This is a genomic window from Agromyces sp. S2-1-8 (assembly GCF_021129215.1).
Taxonomy (GTDB): domain Bacteria; phylum Actinomycetota; class Actinomycetes; order Actinomycetales; family Microbacteriaceae; genus Agromyces; species Agromyces chromiiresistens.
In genome coordinates this window covers 2,392,776-2,414,703 of sequence record NZ_JAJOLP010000001.1, presented here as the reverse complement: position 1 = coordinate 2,414,703, position 21,928 = coordinate 2,392,776, and the positions used below count along the sequence as shown (strand labels likewise).

Genomic DNA, 21,928 nt, shown 5'->3' with positions numbered 1-21,928 from the left:
GAGCGCTCCCTCACACGTCCTCGGTCATCGGCGGCCGGAGCAGCGAGATCGCGTACGCAGCGATCCAGGCGAATCCGAGGGCGACGCCGAGGAGGAGCCGCACGCTCATGCCGGGCCCGAACGGGACGCAGAGCACGAGGCAGGCGACGCCGATCACCCGCGACCAGGCCGCCGCAGCGCGGTGCCCCTCCCAGGCGAGTCGGCGGGCGACGACCCACGTCGCGGCGACGAGCGCGAGGAACGCGAGCGGCGCCGCGAACGCGTGCAGCCACCCGTGCAGGGTCAGCTCGGTCGGCGTGCCGGCGGGCGCACCGGCCGGGAAGCCGAGCGCCGGGTCGGCGGTGAACGCCCCGCCGAGCACGAGCCCGACTCCGTAGAGCGCGAACAGCACCGGGGCAGCGATGCGTCCGGGCCCGTCGCCGAGGCTCCGGCGAGCGCCCGCGGCGAACGCGAGCATGAGCACGCCCGCGATGACGAAGTTCGCGATCTGCACCCAGCCGAGGTCGCCGAGCGAGAGCAGGCTGAGCGGGTGCCGGGCCAGATCGAATCCCTCGCGGGTGAGGACCTGCGCGACGCCCACCACGACGAAGAGCGGTCCGGCGACGACCCCTGCGGCGACGAGACCGCGCGTCGCGGGGTCGCCGGCACGGGCGGCACGTCGTCGGTCGGCGGTCTCGCCCGGTTCGGCGCTCGAGCGGTCGATGCGGGTATCCATGGTGGTGCTCCTTCCGGTCGTGACCCGGTCGATCGACCGGGTCGTTCACCATGGCGTCGCCGCGAGGCATCCGATCTCGACATCGATTCGCAGAATTTCTCGCGACCATGTCGAGAACCGGCAGGAACCGCCGACGCTATCGTGAAGGCACACGCCACCCGGGCGGGCCTCATCGAGGAGGAATCCGATGCGTTACCTGTGCATGATGAAGTCGAGCGAGTCGAACGGCGAGACGCCGCCGGCCGTCTACGAGGCGATGGCCGAGTACGACCGCTGGGGCCGCGCGAACGGCGTGCTGCTCGACAGCCGGGGACTGCTGCCCAGCGAGACCGGCGCGATCATCTCGCTGGCCGACGGCGACATCAAGGCCGTCGACGGTCCGTTCACCGAGGCGAAGGAGCTCGTCGGCGGCTACGCCGTGATCGAGGTCGGCACCCGGGAGGAGGCGCTCGAGCTCGGCCGACGGCTCATGCAGATCCACAAGGACTTCTGGCCGGGATTCGTCGGCAGCGTCGAGATCCGGCAGATCGCAGAGTTCTGACGCCCCCGCGGTTGCGGCCGCGTGGCGCGCGTGGTCTCATGCACCCGTGAGCGAGATGACCACGCGCGCCGCGATCGAGGCGGTCTGGCGGCTCGAGTCGGCGCGCATCATCGCCGCGCTCGTTCGCATCGTGCGCGACGTCGGCCTCGCGGAGGACGTCGCGCAGGACGCGGTCATCGCGGCGCTCTCGCAGTGGCCGGCGTCGGGGATCCCCGACAACCCGGGCGCGTGGCTCATGACCACGGCCAAGCGGCGGGCGGTCGACGCGTTCCGGCGTCGCGCACGGAACGACGAGACGGCGGCCGCGCTCGCGCGCGAGCTCGAGCAGACGATCGACGACGACCCGGCTGCGGGCATCGACCACGTCGAGGACGACGTGCTGCGGCTGATGTTCATCTGCTGCCACCCCTCGCTCACGCAGGAGGCGCAGACGACGCTCACGCTGAAGCTCGTCGCCGGGTTGACGACCAGAGAGATCGCTCGGGCCTTCCTCACGACCGAATCGACGATCGCGCAGCGCGTCTCACGGGCGAAGCGCACGCTCGCCGACACCGGGGCGGCGATCGAGGAGCCGAGCGGCGACGAGCGCGCGGCACGGCTCGAGACCGTGCTCCGTGTCGTGTACCTCCTCTTCAACGAGGGCTACTCGGCGACCGAGGGCGACGACTGGGTCCGCCCGGCGCTCTGCGACGAGTCCGTACGGCTGGGGCGCATCCTCACGGCGATCGTGCCCGAGGGCCCCGAGGTGCACGGGCTCTCGGCGCTCATGGAGCTCCAGTCGTCGCGGCTCGCCGCGCGCATCGGCACCGACGGCGAACCGGTGCTGCTCGACGCTCAGGATCGCAGGCGATGGGATGCCTCGCGCATCCGCCGCGGCATCGAGGCCCTCGCGCGGGCGGAGTCGCTCGCCGTGGCCGGCGAGGGGCCCGGGCAGTACGCGCTGCAGGCGGAGATCGCCGCCGAGCACGCACGTGCGGCCTCGGTCGCCGACACCGACTGGGCGCGCATCGCCGACCTCTACGAGCAGCTCGGCCGGCGCACGGGCTCCCCCGTCGCCGAGCTCAACCGGGCCGTCGCGCTCGCCCGTGCCCACGGACCTGCGGCCGGGCTCGCACTGCTCGACCAGCTGGCCGAGCTGCAGGCGCTGCGCGGCTACCACCTCGTGCCGAGCGTGCGCGGCGACCTCCTCGAGCAGCAGGGCCGCGGCGCCGAGGCTGCCGCCGAGTTCGACCGGGCCGCCGCGATGACGGCGAACGAACGGGAGCGGCGACTGCTGCTGCATCGAGCGGAAGCGGCGCGGCGGCCGCCGTCCGATCGATGAGGTGATCGGCGGCGCCCGTCCCCGGTCGCCCTCCCGGCCTTCGGCGCAGCGGTCGTGTCGATCGTGCGCGGTTGAGGCGACCGTGCCGATCATCCGGCTACTCCACCGACGGCCCGAGGGCTAGGCTGGGACGCGTTGCCTGCGGCCACGAGCCGCGTCGATACTTGCGAAGGAGCGCACGTGCCCGGAGAGAACCTCACCCGACTCGAAGCCGAGGAGCGCGCCGCGCTCGTCACGGTGCACGACTACGACGTCGTGCTCGACGTCACCGTCGGCCCCGAGGTCTTCAAGACCACCACGACCGTGCGGTTCGACGCGGCCACGCCCGGCGCCTCGACGTTCATCGACGCGATCACCGCGACCGTGCACTCGGTCACCCTCAACGGGGTCGAGCTCGACCCGGCCGAGGTGAGCGACGGCGTGCGCATCCAGCTGCCGAACCTCCAAGCGCAGAACGTGCTCGTCGTCGAGGCCGACGGGCGATACATGAACACCGGCGAGGGCCTGCACCGCTTCGTCGACCCCGCCGACGGCGAGGTGTACCTCTACACCCAGTTCGAGGTGCCCGACTCGCGCCGCATGTTCGCCGTGTTCGAGCAGCCCGACCTGAAGGCCGCATTCACGTTCACCGTCACGGCCCCGTCGCACTGGCAGGTCGTCTCGAACATGCCGACGCCCGAGCCCGAGCTGCACCCGTCGGGCCGCCGCGCCGACGACGTCTCGACGGCGACGTGGTCGTTCGAGCCCACCCATCGCATCTCGAGCTACATCACGGCGCTCGTCGCCGGCCCCTACGACGTCGTGCGCGACGAGCTCATCTCGCGCGACGGCCGCGTCATCCCGCTCGGCGTGTTCAGCCGCAAGAGCCTGTCGCAGTACCTCGACGCCGACTACATCTTCGAGAAGACGAAGCAGGGCTTCGAGTACTTCGAGCAGAAGTTCGACGTGCCCTATCCCTTCACGAAGTACGACCAGCTCTTCGTGCCCGAGTACAACGCGGGCGCGATGGAGAACGCCGGGTGCGTCACCTTCACCGAGGTCTACGTCTTCCGTTCCAAGGTGACCGATGCCATCAAGGAGCGCCGGGTCGTCACGATCCTGCACGAGCTCGCGCACATGTGGTTCGGCGACCTCGTCACGATGAAGTGGTGGAACGACCTGTGGCTCAACGAGTCGTTCGCCGAGTGGGCCTCGACGATCGCGACCGCCGAGGCGACCGAGTGGCACCACGCGTGGACGACGTTCAACTCGATGGAGAAGAGCTGGGCGTACCGCCAGGACCAGCTGCCCTCGACCCACCCGATCGTCGCCGAGATCCGCGACCTCGAAGACGTGCTCGTGAACTTCGACGGCATCACGTACGCCAAGGGCGGCTCGGTGCTGAAGCAGCTCGCCGCCTGGGTCGGCATCGACGCGTTCTTCACTGGCGTCTCGGCGTACTTCAAGAAGCACGCGTGGGGCAACACGACCCTCGCCGACCTGCTCGCCGAGCTCGAGGTCGCCTCGGGCCGCGACCTGTCGGGCTGGTCGAAGCTGTGGCTCGAGACGGCGGGCGTCAACACGCTGCGCCCCGAGATCGAGACGGATGACTCGGGCGCGATCACGTCGTTCACGGTGCTGCAGTCGGCGCACCCCGACTACCCGACCATCCGACCGCACCGCCTCGCGATCGGCTTCTACAACCTGAAGGACGGCAAGCTGGTGCGCGAGCACCGCGTCGAGCTCGACGTCGACGGCGAGCGCACCGTGGTCGCCGAGCTCTCGGGTCTCGCTCGCCCCGACCTCGTGCTCCTCAACGACGACGACCTCGCCTACGCGAAGATCCGCCTCGACGAGGCATCGCAGAAGGTCGCGATCGCGAACCTCTCGAAGATCGAGGACCCGCTCGCCCGCGCGCTGGTCTGGTCGAGCGTCTGGGACGCGACGCGCGACGCCGAGACGAGCGCGAGCGACTACCTCGACCTCGTGCTCGGCAACATCGCGAGCGAGACCGAGTCGACGACGCTGCGCATCATCCTCGCGAACGCGCAGCTCGCCGCGAGCTCGTACGTCGCACCCGAGCACCGCGCCGACGCGCGCCGCACGCTCGCCGACGGGTTCTGGCAGCTCGCACAGCAGGCCGAGGCCGGCAGCGACGCGCAGTTCCAGTTCGTGAAGTCGTTCGCCGCGATCGCCGAGGCCGGCACCCAGGTCGACGCCCTCGCCGGTCTCTTCGACGGCTCGATCTCGCTCGACGGGCTCGACATCGACACAGACCTCGGCTGGGAGCTGCTCATCGCGCTCGTCGCCGCGGGCCGCGCCGGCGATGCCGAGATCGACGCCCGACTCGCCACCGACAAGACCGCGACGGGCCAGGAGTCGGCGGCGCACGCCCGTGCGGCGATGCCGACCGCCGCGGGCAAGCAGCGCGCGTGGGACTCGATCGTCGTCGCCGACACCGCGACGAATTCGGTCGTCCGCACGACCGCCGCCGGCTTCGTGCGCGCCGACGAACAGTCGCTGCTCGCGCCCTTCATCGAGCGCTACTTCGGCATGATCGGCGAGGTCTGGAAGGCCCGCAGCTACGCGATCGCCGAGAAGCTCGTCGAGCTGCTCTACCCCGCCACGCTCGCGAACCGCGAGCTCGTCGACGCGAGCCACGCCTGGCTCGACCAGAACACCGATGCCGCGCCGGCCCTGCGCCGTCTCGTGATCGAGAATGTCGCCGGTGTCGAGCGCGCGCTCGCCGCGCAGGCGCGCGACGCGCAGTAGTCGCACCGCGGCCTCACCGGGGCGGCGGCGAGTGGTACCCCGGTACCACCCGCCGCCGCCCCGAACCATTCCCGCGGCCGATGCGCCGGAGGCGGTCGCATCCGTAGCGTCGAAGGCATGATCACCGCAACCGCGCTCACCAAGCGCTACGGCCAGAAGACGGCCGTCAACGACATCACGTTCACCGTGCGGCCCGGCCAGGTCACCGGGTTCCTCGGTCCGAACGGCGCCGGCAAGTCGACCACGATGCGCATGATCGTCGGCCTCGACCGCCCGAGCGCCGGCACCGTCACCGTCGGGGGCAAGCCGTACGCCGCGCACCGCGCACCCCTCCACGAGGTCGGTGCGCTCCTCGACGCGAAGGCCGTGCACACCGGCCGCACAGCCGAGAACCACCTGCTCGCGATGGCGGCGACCCACGGCATCGGCAAGCGCCGCGTGCGCGAGGTCATCGAGCTCACCGGCCTCGAGTCGGTCGCCCGCAAGCGCGTCGGCGGCTTCTCGCTCGGCATGGGCCAGCGACTGGGCATCGCCGCGGCGATGCTCGGCGACCCCTCGACCCTCATCCTCGACGAGCCGGTCAACGGGCTCGACCCCGAGGGCGTGCTCTGGGTGCGCCAGTTCGTCCGCCACCTCGCCGGCGAAGGCCGCACCGTCTTCCTCTCGTCGCACCTCATGAGCGAGATGGCGCAGACCGCCGATCACCTGATCGTGCTCGGCCGCGGCGAGATCATCGCCGACGCGCCCGTCGACGAGATCGTGGCCGGAGGCACGCGTCCCCGCGTCCGCGTGCGATCGCCGCACGCGTCGCAACTCGCCGACCTGCTCGCAGCGCCCGAGGTCGCCGTGCTCCGATCCGAAGCCGGCGTGCTCGAGGTCACGGGCGTCGAGGCGGCCGGGATCGGCGACCTCGCCGCCGCGCACGGCCTCGCCGTCCACGAACTCACCCCGCAGAACGCGTCGCTGGAGGAGGCCTACATGGCCCTCACCGCCGACGCCGTCGAATACCGTACGGAGGCCGTCCGATGACCACGATCACCCCGACCGCGACGCACCCAGCGCAGGGCGCGCGCTCGACCCGCCTCACGTTCGGCGGCGTGCTCTCGTCCGAATGGATCAAGCTGCGGAGCCTGCGCTCGACCGTCTGGTCGTACCTCATCGTGATCGCGATCTCGCTCGGCATGGCGCTGCTCATGTCGCTCAGCATGGTGAACGGCATGGGCGGCGGCATGGACATCGACGGCGCTCCCGTGGAGCAGCAGCACGAGCTCGTGATGCAGGCCTCGACCTTCGGCGTCTACTTCGGCCAGCTCGTCGTCGGCGTGCTCGGCGTGCTCGTCATCAGCGGCGAGTACACGACCGGCATGATCCGCTCGACGCTCACGGCCGTGCCGCAGCGCCTGCCCGCCCTCGCCGCGAAGGGCGTCGTGCTGTTCGTGGCGACGTTCGTCATCGGCATGCTCGCCAACCTGGGCGCATACCTGACCGCGACGATCGTGTTCGGCACCGACCTCGAACTGCTCGACGCCGACACGCTCCTCACGCTCGCCGGCGGCGCCCTGTACCTCGCGCTCGTCGCGGTGTTCGCCCTCGGGGTCGGCACGATCATCCGGTCGAGCGCAGGTGGCATCGCCGCCGTGCTCGGCCTGCTGCTGCTGCTGCCGACGGTGCTGCAGCTCATCCCGGCCGACTGGGCGCACGACGCCATCCCGTACCTGCTGTCGTCGTCGGGCATGACGATGTTCATGGCGATCGGCGCCGAGGACTCGGCGATCGTGGGCCCGAACGCCTGGCAGAGCCTCCTGGTCGTGCTGGCGTGGGTGGGGGTCTCCATCGCCGGCGCCTCGGTGCTCCTGAAGCGCAGGGACGCGTAGAGTCCTGCCTATGACGGAAGCACCGTTCTCCCCCGGCCGCCCGGCTTCGGCGGTCGGGGGAGAACTCCGTCTGCCGAAGCCGCCCGGAGTGATCAGGCAGTTCTGGGCGAGGCATCCACGACTGACCGACTCGCTGATCACGGCGGTGTACGTCGTCCCGACGTTCATTGCCGCGATCGTGATGGCGAGCGACGACCCCGAGCCGCCGCTCTGGTCGACGGTGCTGCAACTGGTCGGCATCGCACTGGGCGGCGCCGCGCTGCTGCTGTTCCGCCGAACCAGGCCCTGGCTCGTGATGGGCGTCGCCTGGCTCGTCTGCATCATCGTCTCGCCCTTCGGCCAGAGCGACATCTTCCCCATGCTGTTCGCGCTCTACGGTCTCGGCGTCTACCGATCGACGAGATCGGCGTGGATCGGCTTCGGCGCCTCGGTGCTCGTGGCCGTCGCCAGCTCGTACGTCGAGGCGTGGACGTCGGCGGTGTTTCCCGGCGGACCGGTCGCCGCATCGTCGCAGTACACCGTGATACTGCTGATCGCGACGCTCATCGGCGTCACCACCGGCAACCGGCGGCGCTACCTCGAGGCGTTGATCGCCCGCGCCCACGACCTCGCGCGCGAGCGCGACCAGCAGGCGCAGCTCGCAGCGGCCGCCGAGCGCGCCCGCATCGCCCGCGAGCTGCACGACATCGTCTCGCACGGGCTCACCGTCATGGTGACCCTCGCCGACGGTGCGGCCGCGACCGTCGCACGCGACCCTGAACGGGCTGCCGACGTCATGCGGAGCGTGGCCGAGACCGGCCGGGATGCGCTCGGCGAGATGCGGCGGATGCTCGGTGTGCTCGCCGAGCCGGGCACCGAGCCGGCCGAACGGGCGCCGCAGCCGGGGCTCGCCGCGATCCCCGAGCTCGTCGACGGGTTCCGTGACGCGGGGCTCCCCGTGGGCCTCACGACGATCGGCGCGCCCGCCCCCGACCCCGCGCTCGGACTGGCGATCTACCGCATCGTGCAGGAGGGGCTCACGAACGCGCTGCGCCACGGCGAGCGGGCGCACCAGGTCGACGTCCGCATCGAATACGCCCCGGGAGCCGTCGAAGTCGTCGTCGACGACGACGCACCCGCCGAGACCACCGATGCCATGCCGTCCACTCGCGGAGCCGGTCGCGGTCTCGCCGGCCTCCGCGAGCGCGTCGCCCTCTACGGCGGCTCGCTCGAGGCCGGCCCGCGGGATGGACGAGGCTGGCGACTGCGGGCGACGCTCCACCCCAGACCGGCCACGGATGCCTCGGCCCCTCACCGCGGTGACGACGCGTCCGAGCCCACCGATGGCCGGGGCTTCCCCGGAGTCCCGGAACGGCCCGGCTCCGCCGACTCCCACGACCGCCCGACGATCCCGAACGAGGACGCCGAATGACCGACGCATCACCGCAGACCGCTTCCCCGACGGCGCCGGTGCGCGTCGCCCTCGTCGACGACCAGGCGCTCGTCCGGACCGGATTCCGGCTGGTGCTCGACGCGGAGCCCGGCATCGACGTGGTCGGCGAGGCCGGCGACGGCCGCGCCGCGGTCGAGCTCGCCGACGCGACCGAGATCGACGTGCTGCTGATGGACGTGCGGATGCCCGGCGTCGACGGCATCACCGCCACCGCCGAGGTGACGGCGAGCCATCCCGGGACCCGCGTCATCGTGCTCACGACATTCGATCTCGACGAGTACGCGTTCGCCGCGATCCGGGCGGGGGCGAGCGGCTTCCTGCTGAAGGATGTGCGGCCGAATGAACTCGTCGCCGCGATCCGTACGGTGCACGAGGGCGAGGCGACGCTGTCGCCGCGGGTGACCCGGCGCATGCTCGAGCTCTTCGCAGCCGAGCTGCCGACGGAGCCGGCACGCCCCGACGGCGCCTCGCCGGCCGGTCCGCTCGACGCGCTCACCGCGCGCGAGCGGGAGATCCTCGTCGGGATCGCCGAGGGGCTCAACAACACCGAGCTCTCCGAGCGGTTCTTCCTCTCGGAGTCGACCGTGAAGACCCACGTCGGGCGAGTGCTGCAGAAGACCGGTGCCAGGGACCGGGTGCAGCTCGTCATCCTCGCGTACGAATCCGGCCTCCTCGACGCGCACGGCTGACGCCACGTGCATCGCTAGGCTGGCTTGGCGCCATCGCTACGAAGGGATCGTCCATGCCTGCTGCCAACCTCACCCGCACCGAAGCCGAGGAGCGGGCGGCGATCGTCGGCTCCCCGAGCTACGAGGTCGTGCTCGACCTCACGGGCGACGGCGCGACGTTCCGCAGCGAGACGACGGCACGGTTCACCGGGGTGGCCGGGGCCTCGACCTTCATCGAGGCCTGCACCGACCGGGTGCACGAGGTCGTGCTCAACGGGCGGGTCCTCGACCCCGCCACGGTGAGCGACGGCACCCGCATCCGTCTCGACGAGCTCGAGGTTGAGAACGAGCTGCGCGTCGTCGCCGACGCACGCTACACGAATTCCGGCGAGGGCCTGCACCGCTTCGTCGACCCCGTCGACGACGAGACGTACCTCTACACCGAGTTCGCCGTCGCCGAGGCGAATCGCGTCTACGCCGTGTTCGACCAGCCCGATCTCAAGGCGGGCGTGCGCTTCACGATCACGGCACCGGCGCACTGGACGGTGCTGTCGAACGCGCCCTCCCCCGAGCCGGTCGCCGGCCCCGCGGCATCCGCGGTCGCGACGTGGGCCTTCGAGACCGGCCCCGTCATCTCGAGCTACATCATCGCGATCATCGCAGGCCCCTACGCGAGCTGGCGCGGCAGCGCCACGAGCGTCGACGGCCGCGACGTGCCGCTCGGCCTCTTCACGCGTGCGTCGCTCGCCCAGTACGCCGACCCCGAGATGATGTTCTCGACCGTGCAGGCGGGCCTGGGCTTCTACGAGCAGGCGTTCGGCGTGCCGTACCCGTACGGCAAGTACGACCAGATCTTCGTGCCCGAGTACAACTGGGGCGCGATGGAGAACGTCGGTGCCGTGACGTTCAACGAGGGCTACCTCTTCCGCTCGCGCGTCTCCGATGCTCGCCGCGAGCAGCGCGCCATCGTGGTGCTGCACGAGCTCAGTCACATGTGGTTCGGCAACTCGGTGACCATGAAGTGGTGGAACGACCTCTGGCTCAACGAGTCGTTCGCGACGTGGGCGTCGACGCTCGCGACGTCGCAGGTCACCGAGTTCACGGGCGTCTGGTCGACGTTCGCGAACGACGAGAAGACGCACGCCGCCGAGCAGGACCAGCTGCCCTCGACGCACCCGATCGTCGCGGAGATCGGCGACCTCGAGGACGTCGAGGTCAACTTCGACGCGATCACCTACGACAAGGGCGCCTCGGTGCTGAAGCAGCTCGTCGCCTGGGTGGGCCTCGATGCGTTCAAGCGCGGCGTCGGCGCCTATCTCGCGAAGCACTCGGGCGGCAACGCGACCCTGCGCGACCTGCTCGACGAGCTCGAGGCCGCGAGCGGGCGCGAGCTCACACGCTGGTCGGAGCTGTGGCTCGAGACGGCCGGCGTGAACACCCTGCGCGCCGAGATCGAGACGGACGCCTCGGGCACCATCACGTCCGCGGCGATCGTGCAGACCGCGGCCTCGTCGCATCCGACGCTGCGCCCGCACCGGGTCGCGCTCGGCGGCTACGAGCTCGACGATTCCCGGCTCGACCGGGTCTTCCGCGCCGAACTGGACGTCGACGGCGCGCGGACCGAGGTGCCCGAGCTCATCGGTAGAGCGCGGCCCGACCTCCTGCTCGTGAACGACGACGACCTGACCTACGCGAAGGTGCGGCTCGACGAACGATCGTTCGACACGGCGGTGCACCACCTCGCCGAGCTCGCCGACCCGGTCGCCCGCGCCGTCGTGCTCGGTTCCGCCTGGGATGCGGTGCGCGACGCGGAACTGCCCGCAGCCGCCTTCGTGCGTCTCGTGCTCGCGTCGATCGGGCACGAGACGCAGTCCTCGGCACGTTCGCTCGCGCTCTCCAGGCTCGACCACGCCGTGTCGCGCTACCTGGCCGACGAGCACCGCGAGCGCCTCGCCTCCGAGGCTGGCGACGCCATCTGGGCCCTCGCCGAACTCGCACCGGCGGGCTCCGACGCGCAGCTGCAGTTCGTCAAGGCCTTCACCGGCCTCGCGTCGACCGACGCGCACGGCGACGTCCTCGGGAGCCTGCTCGAGGGCTCGATCGCCCTCGACGGGCTCGCGATCGACCTCGACCTCCGCTGGGAGCTCGTCATCGCACGATCGGCGCTCGGAGCGGGCGACGACGACGAGATCGCCGCGGCGCTCGCGGCCGACGACACCGCGAAAGGTCGCCAGCTCGCGGAAACCGCGCGGGCGGCCCGCCCCGACCAAGCCGTCAAGGACGCCGCGTGGCGGCGCGCGATGACCGACGAGGGCCTCTCCAACGACGTCGCCCGGGCGATCGCCGACGGCTGGCGCCGCACGAACTCCCCCGAGCTGCTCGCGACGGTCGTGCACGAGTACTTCGCCGCGCTTCCCGGAGTGTGGGCCGACCGCAGCTACAACATGGCGTCGATCCTGTCGAAGCGGTTGTTCCCGACCCTGCTCATCGACGCAGAGCTCGCCGAGCTCACCCGCACGTGGCTGGCCCGCCACCCCGAGCCCGCATCGATGCATCGCGCGGTCACGGAGCACCTCGCCGAACTCGACCGCGCGCTCGCCGCGCGCGCCCGCGATGCCAGCGAGCTCTCGGGCGGGGCTCAGTAGACTTGCACACCATGTTCGGGTTCGAGATCTTCCGCACCACCGGCGACGAAGGCAACCCGGTCGACGTCGACTACTGGACCGGTCTCGGCACCTGGTGGGCGACCCACTGGGACGAGATCCTCGGCAAGCTCATCTCGATCGTCTTCATCATCGCGATCGCCCTGCTCATCCGCTGGGTGCTGCACTTCGTGATCGAGCGCGTCGTCAAGCAGATCGTCTCCGGCGTCAAGAAGAAGCAGGACGTCACCGACACCCAGGCCCTGCAGGCGTCGCCGCTCGCGACCGTGCGGCTCGTGCAGCGAACCCGCACCCTGGGCACGGTGCTCACGAACATCGTCAACGTGACCCTGTTCGTCGTCGTCGTGCTGCTGATCGTCAACACCATCAACTCGGCGATCCTCAGCTCCTTCGCGCTGCTGACCGCCGCGGTCGGCGCCGGCCTCGGCTTCGGTGCGCAGAACATCGTGAAGGACGCACTCAACGGCCTCTTCATGGTCGTCGAGGACCAGCTCGGCGTCGGCGACATCGTCGACCTCGGCCCTGCGACCGGGATCGTCGAAGAGGTGCGCATCCGCATCACGACCGTCCGCGACGTCAACGGCACCCTCTGGTTCGTGCGCAACGGCGAGATCCTGCGCGTCGGCAACATGTCTCAGGGCTGGGCACGCGTGATCATCGACCTCGCGGTGCCCTACGACGCCGACGTCGACGCCGTCGAGGCGGAACTGCTGCGAGCGGCGACCGAGATGGCCCATTCGAGCAAGTGGCGCAGCCGCATCATGGAGAAGCCCGAGGTCTGGGGCCTCGAGTCGATCTCGGCCGACGCGCTCGTCATCCGCGTCGTCATGAAGGTGCGCTCGTCGGCGAAGGACGACGTCGCACGCGAACTGCGCATGCGCCTGAAGCGCGCCCTCGACGAGATGGGCGTCAAGCTGCCGAGCCTCACGAGCGTCGTGCCGACCGGCTTCGAGGGGGCGACCCGGGTCAAAGGCGCGAAGCCCCCGCGCACGGCGCCCAATGCCGTCGTCGCCGACGCGAGCGTGCCGAGCGGGAAGAAGCCGAAGAACCAGGCTCCCCGCGTCCCGCGGACGAAACCGCCCACCCCGCCGACCGGAGGCACTGCATGACCGAGTTGCAGTCGTTCTACGACCAGGTGGGCGGCAGCGCGACGTTCGAGAAGCTCGTGGCCGAGTTCTACCGCGGCGTCGCCGACGACCCGGTGCTGCGCCCCATGTATCCCGAGGAGGACCTCGGGCCCGCCGCACGGCGCCTGCAGCTCTTCCTCGAGCAGTACTGGGGCGGCCCGACGACCTACGGTGACGAGCGCGGTCACCCGCGGCTGCGAATGCGCCACATGCCGTTCAAGGTCAACCCCGACGCCCGCGACCGCTGGCTCGCCCACATGCGCACGGCCGTCGACTCGCTCGATCTCCCCCCGCTCGCCGAGGAGACGCTGTGGGACTATCTGCAGCGGGCCGCGTTCGCGATGGTGAACACGTTCGACGACTGATCGACCCACCGCCACCCACCCGAAGCGACGAAGGAGTCACTGTGGCAATCACCCCCAACCCCGATGCGATCGTCGTCGGCGCAGGCCTCTCCGGCCTCGTCGCGGCATCCGAGCTCGTCGACGCCGGCCGCAGGGTCGTGATCGTCGACCAGGAGCCCGAGGCGAGCCTCGGCGGCCAGGCCCACTGGTCGTTCGGCGGCCTCTTCCTCATCGACTCCCCCGAGCAACGGCGCATGGGGGTGAAGGACTCCATCGACCTCGCCCGCCAGGACTGGCTCGGCACGGCGGGATTCGACCGCGAGGAGGACGAGTGGGGCCGTCGGTGGGCCGACGCCTACCTCGAGTTCGCGGCCGGCGAGAAGCGTGCCTGGCTGCACGAGAAGGGCGTCCGCTTCTTCCCCGTCGTGGGCTGGGCCGAGCGCGGCGCGGGCGCCGCGTACGGCCACGGCAACTCGGTGCCCCGCTTCCACATCACCTGGGGCACCGGCCCCGGCGTGCTGGCGCCGTTCATCGCCCGGGTGAAGGCGGGCGAGGCGGCCGGACTCGTCGAGTTCCGGCACCGCCATCGGGTCGACGAGCTCATCGTCGAGTCGGGCGCCGTCGTCGGGGTCCGCGGCGCCGTGCTCGCGCCCGACGAGGCGGCCCGGGGCGAGGCATCCAACCGTGACGAGGTCGGGGAGTTCGAACTGCGCGCCCCCGCCGTCGTCGTCGCATCGGGCGGCATCGGCGGCAACCACGACCTCGTGCGCGCCGCGTGGCCCGAGCGGATGGGCGAGCCGCCCGTCGACCTGCTCTCGGGCGTGCCCGCGCACGTCGACGGACGCATGCTCGGCATCGCCGAGGCGTCGGGGGCGCGGCTCGTCAACGGCGACCGCATGTGGCACTACACCGAGGGCATCACCAACTGGGACCCCGTGTGGCCGCTGCACGGCATCCGCATCCTGCCGGGTCCGTCGTCCCTCTGGTTCGACGCAGAGGGACGCCGGCTGCCGGTACCGCTCTTCCCCGGCTTCGACACGCTCGGCACGCTCGAGCACCTCGCCGCGACCGGGCACGCCCACTCGTGGTTCGTGCTGACGCAGAAGATCATCGAGAAGGAGTTCGCGCTCTCGGGCAGCGAGCAGAACCCCGACCTCACCGGCAAGGACCTGAAGCTCCTCGCCCAGCGCGTTCGCGCGGGCGCGCCCGCCCCCGTCGAGGCCTTCAAGCAGCACGGCGCCGACTTCGTCGTCGCCGACACGCTCGACGAATTGTTCGACGGCATGCGCGCCCTCTCCCCCGACGTCGAACTCGACACGGCGAACATCGAGCGCGAGATCGTCGCGCGCGACCGCGAGGTCGACAACGAGTTCTCCAAGGACCTGCAGCTCATCGCCGTCCGCGGCGCGCGCAGGTACCGCGGCGACAAGCTGATCCGGGTGGCGACGCCGCACCGCATCCTCGATCCGGAGGCCGGGCCGCTCATCGCGGTGAAGCTGCACATCCTCACCAGGAAGAGCCTCGGCGGCATCCAGACCGACCTCGACTCGCGCGCCCTCGGCGCGGACGGCGCTCCCGTGCCCGGACTCTACGCGGTCGGCGAGGCCGCCGGTTTCGGCGGCGGCGGCGTGCACGGCTACCGCGCGCTCGAGGGCACGTTCCTGGGCGGATGCCTCTTCACCGGTCGCTCGGCGGGGCGGGCGATCGCTCGGGGCTGACCTCAGGCCTTCAGCGTCCAGGGCTTCCGACGCACGAGCACGTGCCCGCGCCGCGACGTGAGACGCGTCCACGGTCCCGTCTCGAAGAGCCTGACCGGGTCGTCGCCGAGGAATCCCAGGCTGAACGCCGCGAAGGCGGCACCGGTCGGCACGTACTCGAGCCCGTCGACTCCGCGCCCCCACACCTCGGAGCGCACCCGCTGCACGAGCTGCTCGCCGGTGCCCTCCGGGATCGCCTTCGCGACCTCGTCGATACCCGCCCGTGCGGCGGACTCCAGCACCGAGGCATCCGCCTCGCCGAGCGCTCGCCAGCCGCCGCGCGGCGGCGAGATGCCGGCCCAGGTGACGGTGTTCACCTCCGGAGGGCGCGACATCGACACGGGTCGCGACTCGTCGTCGTCGGCGAGCTCCCCGCGGGCGCGCACGATGCGCTCCACGAGCGAGCGCATCGGCACGACCGAGTCGAACTCCTCGTCGTCGGCCAGGGCGAAGGTGCGCAGGCCGAGCACGGTGGGGCTCTCGTCGAGGATGCCGCGCGGGTAGAGGATCGCGGTGTAGACGGCGAGGATTCCGGAGCCCGCGACGAGGCGCACCGACCCGTCTTCGACGCGGCCGGCCCGCTGCAGGTACGTGTGCAGATCGCCGAGCGACAGGCTGTCGGCGAGCGTGAGTCGTTCAACCATCTCCTGTCTAAACTACCAAGTGCACGGGCCCGTTCACGGCGGTCCGGGTTCCACGGCGCCGGCGGCGGCCGCCCACCGACACGGAGGAACGATGAACGGACCGATCGACGGCCTGCTGAGCACGCTCAACCTGACCGACACGGGCGCGCGCACGACGGAGGACATCTTCACGGGCCCGTCGCAGTGGATGCCGCTCGGTCGCGTGTTCGGCGGCCAGGTGCTCGCGCAGTCGATCGTCGCGGCGCTCCGTACCGTGCCGGAGGACCGGAACATCCACTCGATGCACGGCTACTTCCTGCGGCCGGGCGACGTCGCCCATCCGATCACGTTCTCGGTCGACCGGATCCACGACGGCCGTTCGTTCTCGACCCGACGCACCCAGGCGTTCCAGCACGGCGAGCCGATCCTCTCGCTCATCGCTTCGTTCCAGACGGAGGACGGCGGGGTCGAGCACCAGCTCGACATGCCCGACGACCTGCCGGACCCCGAGTCGTTGCCGTCGACGGCCGACGTGCTCGGGGCGGTCGACCACGACGTCGCGCGCTACTGGTCGAGCGAGCGCGCCTTCGACGTGCGGCACGTGCCGTCGCCCGTCTACCTCAGCGTCGAGGGCGAGCGCACGCCCAGGCAGGCCGTGTGGATGAAGGCGTTCGGCCGCCTGCCCGACGACCCGAAGCAGCATCGGGCCGCGCTCGCGTACGCGAGCGACTACTCGATCCTCGAACCGGTGCTGCGCGCGCACGGCGTCGCGTGGGCCACCCCCGGGCTCAAGGTCGCGAGCCTCGATCATGCGATGTGGTGGCACCGGGACGCCCGCGTCGACGAGTGGCTGCTCTACGTGCAGGAGTCGCCGTCGGCGAGCGGCGGTCGCGGCCTCTCGCTCGGTCGCATCTACACGCGCGACGGGCTGCTCGTGGCGAGCGTCGCCCAGGAGGGCATGGTGCGGGTACCGCACTCCGAACACTTCTCCTGACCGGAGCCGTCGCAATCCCGTCGCCCGAGGCTCGGATAGCCCAGAATGGGGGCAGGGGCGCGGTCGGGCGCCCGACGCGGACGAAGGAGTTCGGCGATGACGGCTTCCCACGATCTCACGCGACGCGCGGCGCTCACGTTCGGCACGGCCGGCGCCCTCGCCCTCGCGGGCTGCGCGGATGTCTCCGGCGACGGCTCGAACGACGACGCGAACTCGTCTCCCATCGCCCCCGACGACACGGCGTCGGCTGAGCCGCCGGCGGCCGGCGAAGCGGTCGCGGCGACCGCCGACGTGCCGGTCGGCGGCAGCATCGACGCGAAGCTCGGCAGCGATCCAGTCCTGGTGGCGCAGCCCAGCGAGGGCGAGTTCGTCGCATACAGTGCCATCTGCACGCACCAGCAGTGCGTCGTCGCGGCGGCGGGCGCGGAGTTCCACTGCCCCTGCCACGGTTCGATCTACGATGCCGCGACCGGCGAGGTGCTCGCCGGACCGGCACCCGAACCGCTGAGCCCCATCGCGGTCACCGTCGCCGGCGACCAGGTCGTCACGGCCTCCTGAGATGGACTACGAATTCGCCGGCCTGCCGGCGCACGTGCTGCTCGTGCACGCGGTGATCGTGCTGACGCCACTCGTGGGGCTCCTGCTCGTCGTGATCGCCGCGTGGCCCAGCGCCCGCCGAGTGCTCTGGCTGCCGGCGCTCGTCGGCGCCGTCGGAGTGCTCGTGCTCGGCCTGCTCACCGTCGAGGCCGGAAAGTGGCTCGAAGTACGGGTTCCGCCGGCGCCGCTCATCCAGCAGCACACCGCGATCGGCGAGGACCTGACGCCCTGGCTCATCTCGATGCTCGTCGTGGCCGTCGCGATCGCCGCGTGGGCGATCGTCGAGCGCAGGTCGGCTTCACGCTCGACGGGAGGCACCGGCGTCGCGTCGCCGTCGCACGGTGTCACGATCGCCGCCGGTGCGATGTTGACGCTCGCCGCGCTGACCGTCGCGATCGGCTCGACCTGGAAGGTCGTTCAGATCGGCGAGGCCGGCAGTCGCGCCGTGTGGGAGGGCTCGTTCAGCGACGAGCCGGTCGAGCGCTGACGGCACGCCCGCTCGGCGATGCTTTCGCGCACGGCATCAGCGACGCGGGCGGACCCGTTGGGCGGCTCAGCGCCGCCGGAACTCGATCGTCGGCTCGAGATAGGGCTCCCACGCCGCACGCTCCGACTCGCTCATGCGCCGCGGTCGCTCGGTCGCCGCGTCGACGAGCACGATCGTCGTCACGGCACGCGTGTAGAGCGCCCGCGGTTCGGCGCCCGCCGGCGAGTACACCTCGTAGCAGACGTCGAGACTCGCCCCGCCCATGTGCCCGATCCAGAGCTCGATGTCGAGGGGCAGGCGCTGGTACGGGATCGGCGCAAGGTACTCGACCTCCTGCCGGGCGATCAGCGTGATCGTGGCCGCTCCGGGCGTGGCGTCGAGCACGGCCGTCGACGCGCCGACCGCATGTTCGGCGGTGCCGTCTTCGTTCACCCAGAACGCCTGGATGCGAGCCTCCTCGAGGAGGCTCAGCATCCGGGCGTTGTTCACGTGCCCGTAGGCGTCGAGGTCGCTCCAGCGGAGCGGTGTCGGCACGTGCAGGCGCATGTCAGTCTCTCGTGAGCTTGCGGTAGGTGGACCGGTGCGGCTTCGCCGCGTCGGCGCCGAGCCGTTCGACCTTGTTGGCCTCGTAGGCCTCGAAGTTGCCCTCGAACCAGTACCAGTTCGACGGGTTCTCGTCGGTGCCCTCGTAGGCCAGGATATGCGTGGCGATGCGGTCGAGGAACCACCGGTCGTGGGTGATCACGACGGCGCAACCGGGGAACTCGAGGAGCGCGTTCTCGAGGCTCGAGAGCGTCTCGACGTCGAGGTCGTTCGTCGGCTCGTCGAGCAGCAGCAGGTTGCCGCCCTGCTTGAGGGTGAGCGCCAGGTTCAGGCGGTTGCGCTCGCCTCCCGAGAGGATGCCGGCCCGTTTCTGCTGGTCGGGCCCCTTGAAGCCGAACGTCGACACGTACGCGCGACTGGGCACCTCGGTCTTGCCGACCTGGATGTAGTCGAGCCCGTCGGAGACGACCTCCCACAGCGACTTGTTCGGGTCGATGCCGCCGCGGGTCTGGTCGACGTACGAGATCTGCACGGTCTCGCCGATCTTCACCGATCCGTCGTCGGCCGGCTCGAGGCCGACGATCGTCTTGAAGAGCGTGGTCTTGCCGACGCCGTTCGGGCCGATGATTCCGACGATGCCGTTGCGCGGCAGCGAGAAGCTGAGACCGTCGATCAGGACGCGATCGCCGAAGCCCTTCTTGAGGTTCTTGACCTCGAGCACCACGTCGCCGAGGCGCGGACCCGCCGGGATCTGGATCTCCTCGAAGTCGAGCTTGCGCGTGCGCTCCGCCTCCGAGGCCATCTCCTCGTAGCGCGCGAGTCGCGCCTTCGACTTCGCCTGCCGGCCCTTCGCGTTCGAGCGGACCCACTCGAGCTCTTCCTTCAGGCGCTTCGCGAGCTTGGCGTCCTTCTTGCCCTGGACGGTGAGGCGCTCCTGCTTCTTCTCGAGGTAGGTGGAGTAGTTGCCCTCGTACGGGTAGAGCCGGCCGCGATCGACCTCGCAGATCCATTCCGCGACGTGGTCGAGGAAGTACCGGTCGTGGGTGACGGCGAGCACGGCACCGGGGTACTTGGCGAGGTGCTGCTCGAGCCAGAGCACGCTCTCGGCGTCGAGGTGGTTGGTGGGCTCGTCGAGGAGCAGCAGGTCGGGCTTCTGAAGCAGCAGCTTGCAGAGCGCGACACGGCGCTTCTCGCCGCCCGAGAGCACCGAGACCAGTTCGTCGCCCGGCGGGCAGCGCAGGGCGTCCATGGCCTGCTCGAGCTGCGAGTCGAGGTCCCAGGCGTCGGCCGCGTCGATCTCTTCCTGGAGGGAGCCCATCTCGGCGAGCAGCGCATCGAAGTCGGCGTCGGGCTCGGCCATGAGCAGCGAGATCTCGTTGAAGCGGTCGAGCTTCGCCTTGATCGGACCCACGCCCTGCTGCACGTTCTCGAGCACGGTCTTCGACTCGTCGAGCTCGGGCTCCTGCATGAGGATGCCGACCGAGTACCCGGGGCTCAGCTTCGCCTCGCCGTTCGACGGCTGGTCGAGACCGGCCATGATCTTGAGGATCGTCGACTTTCCGGCGCCGTTCGGGCCGACCACGCCGATCTTCGCCCCGGGGAGGAACGCCATCGTCACGTCGTCGAGGATGACCTTGTCGCCGACCGCCTTGCGGGCGCGCACCATCGAGTAAATGTATTCAGCCAAGACTTTCCCTCACAGCGTTCGGCGGCCGCCGAGCACGGGCCGCCGCATGTCGGCTACCAGTCTATGGGGCGCGTCTGCCCGATGAGGCAGCCGCCGGTGCCGAGCGCCGGACGCACCGCACCGTGATATCCGCCGGACTTCGGGCCGTACTGTCCGACGAGGCACTCGTCCTGGAAGAGCACGGCGAACTGGATCGAGTCAGCCTGATCGCCCTGAGTCGTCTCGTCGGAGGTCACCTGCATCGCCGCCTTGTCGAAGCCTGCGGCGACGAGCGCGTCGATGAAGTCGCGACCGCCGGCTGCGGCGTTGGCGACGACGACGGCGGTGTTCACCGAGTTGAAGAAGTCGAGGTTCTCGCCGGCCGAGAGCTCGGGCCGGAGGGTGGGCGGAGCGGCGGGATCGGTGGTCGCCGGCGCGGATGCCGACGGGTCGGCGGACTGGGACGACTGCGGAGTGGGCGGGCCGCCGAACAGCGTGCAACCCGCGAGCGACAACGTCGTCGTCGTCGCGGCGAGCGCGAGCATCACCGTCGTTCCGAACCGCCGTGCCATGCTTCCCCTCACCGCGGTGTCGACCGCCCGAGCCGAGTCTATTGGGTCGCTCGGGCCCGGACGGTCGAAGGCCGGTCAGTCGCTCACCGCCGCGGTGTACACAGCCCGCCCGGCATCGTCGGCCTCCAGTTCATCGTCGAGGTCATCGTCGACCACGGCGTCACCGTCGGCGAACGGTGCACCGTCGTCGAAGCCCGTCGAGCCCCCGCTCGCGAGTCCCGACCAGTCCGTGCCGCCGCCGAGCCCCGAGAGATCGGCCCGCTCCCCCTGCTCGCCGAGCCCGTCGGGCGAGGCGGCCTCGCCGATCGGGTCGTGCTCGGCGGGCTTCGCCTCCGACTGCATCCGGGCGTAGGTCGAGACGCACCAGGCCATGTCGTGCCCGATCGAGTCGGCGTCGATCTCGACCGACTTCCCGGACTTCGTGCCGGTCTCCCATGCCCGCACCCGCAGTCGTCCCTGCACGATGACGTGCTGGCCCTTGCGCACCGACAGGCTCGCGTTGCGGGCGAGCTGCCGGAAGGCCGAGACGGAGAACCAGTTGGTCTCGGCGTTCTCCCATGTGCCCTTCGCACGGTCGAAGTATCGCCGCGTCGACGCGAGACGGAACGTCGTGATGACGAGGCCGTCGCCCGTCACCTTCTGGATGGGATCGGTGCCGACGATGCCGGTCACCGTGATGCTGTCGGTCATTTGCACTCCTCGTTCGGACGCCGTCGCGAGTCGACGGCTCGTGGTCCCGGAGCGGCCTCGTGCCGGACACCGCCCCGGAACCACGTGGACCCACGATCGCGCCGACATCGAGTCATCCGCCGGGGTTCTCGCCGAATGTGGGTTCTCCACGCTGATCGGCACTTGTCGAGGAGGAGTCGCGACCGCGCGATGTCGGAGGCTCGGGATACCGTCGCATCGACCACCTGCAGGGCCGGCTGCGCGATCGAGAAGGAGCCTCATGACGACCATCGCCGCCCGCCTGCGCGAGTCGTTCCCCGTCGCCGTTCCCGGCCTCGTCATCGTGCCCGCCGCACCTGATCTGTGGAGGGTCGCGCGCCCGGGTGGTGCCGTACTCGGCCACGTCGAACGCCGCGGCGACGGCGACGGCGTTCGGTTCGCCGCTCGCCGCTACGTTCCCGGAGGTCGCCCGCCAGTCCAACTGGGAGAATTCTGGTCGGCCGAGGCGGCCATCGAGCTCTTCCGGTGAGCACGTCCCGATCCCGGCCACGCCGTCGGCACGCGGCCGCACCGCGCGCCGGCCG

Annotated in this window: 21 protein-coding genes; 15 read left to right on the top strand and 6 right to left on the bottom strand. The window is 70.8% G+C overall.

Going from position 1 to position 21,928, the window contains the following annotated elements; all coding sequences use genetic code 11:
* Positions 1-10: 10 nt before the first annotated feature.
* Positions 11-715, bottom strand: a complete 705-nt coding sequence (locus tag LR269_RS10980; RefSeq protein ID WP_231430829.1) for a DUF998 domain-containing protein — start codon at positions 713-715, stop codon at positions 11-13.
* A 187-nt stretch (positions 716-902) separates the two neighbouring features.
* Here LR269_RS10980 and LR269_RS10975 point away from each other — a divergent pair, with 187 nt between their 5' ends.
* The 11 genes from LR269_RS10975 to LR269_RS10925 all read left to right on the top strand — a co-directional run bounded on the left by LR269_RS10975 (position 903) and on the right by LR269_RS10925 (position 15,154).
* Positions 903-1,256 carry a YciI family protein gene (locus LR269_RS10975; protein WP_231430828.1) on the top strand — a complete coding sequence of 118 codons (354 nt, stop codon included), beginning with the start codon at positions 903-905 and terminating at the stop codon, positions 1,254-1,256.
* A 55-nt stretch (positions 1,257-1,311) separates the two neighbouring features.
* Positions 1,312-2,577, top strand: a complete 1,266-nt coding sequence (locus LR269_RS10970) for an RNA polymerase sigma factor (protein WP_231432318.1) — start codon at positions 1,312-1,314, stop codon at positions 2,575-2,577.
* Between the two features lie 180 nt (positions 2,578-2,757).
* Positions 2,758-5,328, top strand: a complete 2,571-nt coding sequence (gene pepN / locus LR269_RS10965; RefSeq protein ID WP_231430827.1) for an aminopeptidase N — start codon at positions 2,758-2,760, stop codon at positions 5,326-5,328.
* A gap of 117 nt (positions 5,329-5,445) precedes the next feature.
* Positions 5,446-6,357 carry an ABC transporter ATP-binding protein gene (locus tag LR269_RS10960; RefSeq protein WP_231430826.1) on the top strand — a complete coding sequence of 304 codons (912 nt, stop codon included), beginning with the start codon at positions 5,446-5,448 and terminating at the stop codon, positions 6,355-6,357.
* Positions 6,354-7,202 carry an ABC transporter permease gene (locus LR269_RS10955; RefSeq protein WP_231430825.1) on the top strand — a complete coding sequence of 283 codons (849 nt, stop codon included), beginning with the start codon at positions 6,354-6,356 and terminating at the stop codon, positions 7,200-7,202. Before LR269_RS10960 ends, LR269_RS10955 begins: the two co-directional genes overlap by 4 nt.
* Positions 7,203-7,212: 10 nt before the next feature.
* A complete protein-coding gene (locus tag LR269_RS10950; RefSeq protein WP_231430824.1) occupies positions 7,213-8,613 on the top strand; it encodes a sensor histidine kinase in 1,401 nt (466 codons plus the stop codon).
* Positions 8,610-9,323: a response regulator transcription factor gene (locus tag LR269_RS10945; RefSeq protein WP_231430823.1), complete on the top strand. Its 714-nt coding sequence runs from the start codon at positions 8,610-8,612 to the stop codon at positions 9,321-9,323. Before LR269_RS10950 ends, LR269_RS10945 begins: the two co-directional genes overlap by 4 nt.
* Positions 9,324-9,376: 53 nt before the next feature.
* A complete protein-coding gene (gene pepN, locus LR269_RS10940; protein ID WP_231430822.1) occupies positions 9,377-11,947 on the top strand; it encodes an aminopeptidase N in 2,571 nt (856 codons plus the stop codon).
* A gap of 11 nt (positions 11,948-11,958) precedes the next feature.
* Complete coding sequence (locus LR269_RS10935) at positions 11,959-13,074, top strand: mechanosensitive ion channel family protein (protein ID WP_231430821.1); 1,116 nt, start codon at positions 11,959-11,961, stop codon at positions 13,072-13,074.
* The gene (locus LR269_RS10930; RefSeq protein WP_231430820.1) at positions 13,071-13,457 is read left to right on the top strand and encodes a globin; all 387 of its coding nucleotides are present in this window, start codon (positions 13,071-13,073) and stop codon (positions 13,455-13,457) included. Before LR269_RS10935 ends, LR269_RS10930 begins: the two co-directional genes overlap by 4 nt.
* Before the next feature lie 47 nt (positions 13,458-13,504).
* The gene (locus LR269_RS10925; RefSeq protein ID WP_231432317.1) at positions 13,505-15,154 is read left to right on the top strand and encodes an FAD-binding dehydrogenase; all 1,650 of its coding nucleotides are present in this window, start codon (positions 13,505-13,507) and stop codon (positions 15,152-15,154) included.
* Between the two features lie 2 nt (positions 15,155-15,156).
* Here the strand turns inward: LR269_RS10925 and LR269_RS10920 are convergent, their stop codons facing one another.
* Entirely contained in the window at positions 15,157-15,837 is a 681-nt protein-coding gene (locus tag LR269_RS10920) for a hypothetical protein (RefSeq protein WP_231430819.1), read from the bottom strand.
* 91 nt (positions 15,838-15,928) lie between these two features.
* On the opposite strand from LR269_RS10920, the gene LR269_RS10915 reads away from it, so the two are divergent.
* The 3 genes from LR269_RS10915 (at position 15,929) to LR269_RS10905 (ending at position 17,894) form a co-directional block, all read left to right on the top strand.
* Positions 15,929-16,810: an acyl-CoA thioesterase II gene (locus LR269_RS10915; protein WP_231430818.1), complete on the top strand. Its 882-nt coding sequence runs from the start codon at positions 15,929-15,931 to the stop codon at positions 16,808-16,810.
* A gap of 96 nt (positions 16,811-16,906) precedes the next feature.
* A complete protein-coding gene (locus tag LR269_RS10910; RefSeq protein WP_231430817.1) occupies positions 16,907-17,368 on the top strand; it encodes a ubiquinol-cytochrome c reductase iron-sulfur subunit in 462 nt (153 codons plus the stop codon).
* Position 17,369: 1 nt separating this feature from the next.
* Positions 17,370-17,894: a hypothetical protein gene (locus LR269_RS10905; RefSeq protein WP_231430816.1), complete on the top strand. Its 525-nt coding sequence runs from the start codon at positions 17,370-17,372 to the stop codon at positions 17,892-17,894.
* A gap of 66 nt (positions 17,895-17,960) precedes the next feature.
* On the opposite strand, the gene LR269_RS10900 is transcribed toward LR269_RS10905, so the two are convergent.
* The 4 genes from LR269_RS10900 to LR269_RS10885 all read right to left on the bottom strand — a co-directional run bounded on the left by LR269_RS10900 (position 17,961) and on the right by LR269_RS10885 (position 21,365).
* Complete coding sequence (locus LR269_RS10900) at positions 17,961-18,440, bottom strand: thioesterase family protein (protein WP_231430815.1); 480 nt, start codon at positions 18,438-18,440, stop codon at positions 17,961-17,963.
* A gap of 1 nt (position 18,441) precedes the next feature.
* Positions 18,442-20,124, bottom strand: a complete 1,683-nt coding sequence (ettA, locus tag LR269_RS10895; protein WP_231430814.1) for an energy-dependent translational throttle protein EttA — start codon at positions 20,122-20,124, stop codon at positions 18,442-18,444.
* 53 nt (positions 20,125-20,177) lie between these two features.
* Positions 20,178-20,675 carry a hypothetical protein gene (locus tag LR269_RS10890; protein ID WP_231430813.1) on the bottom strand — a complete coding sequence of 166 codons (498 nt, stop codon included), beginning with the start codon at positions 20,673-20,675 and terminating at the stop codon, positions 20,178-20,180.
* Between the two features lie 75 nt (positions 20,676-20,750).
* On the bottom strand, positions 20,751-21,365 hold the full coding sequence (locus tag LR269_RS10885) for a single-stranded DNA-binding protein (protein WP_231430812.1): 615 nt from the start codon (positions 21,363-21,365) through the stop codon (positions 20,751-20,753).
* A 259-nt stretch (positions 21,366-21,624) separates the two neighbouring features.
* On the opposite strand from LR269_RS10885, the gene LR269_RS10880 reads away from it, so the two are divergent.
* On the top strand, positions 21,625-21,873 hold the full coding sequence (locus tag LR269_RS10880) for a hypothetical protein (RefSeq protein WP_231430811.1): 249 nt from the start codon (positions 21,625-21,627) through the stop codon (positions 21,871-21,873).
* Positions 21,874-21,928: the final 55 nt, after the last annotated feature.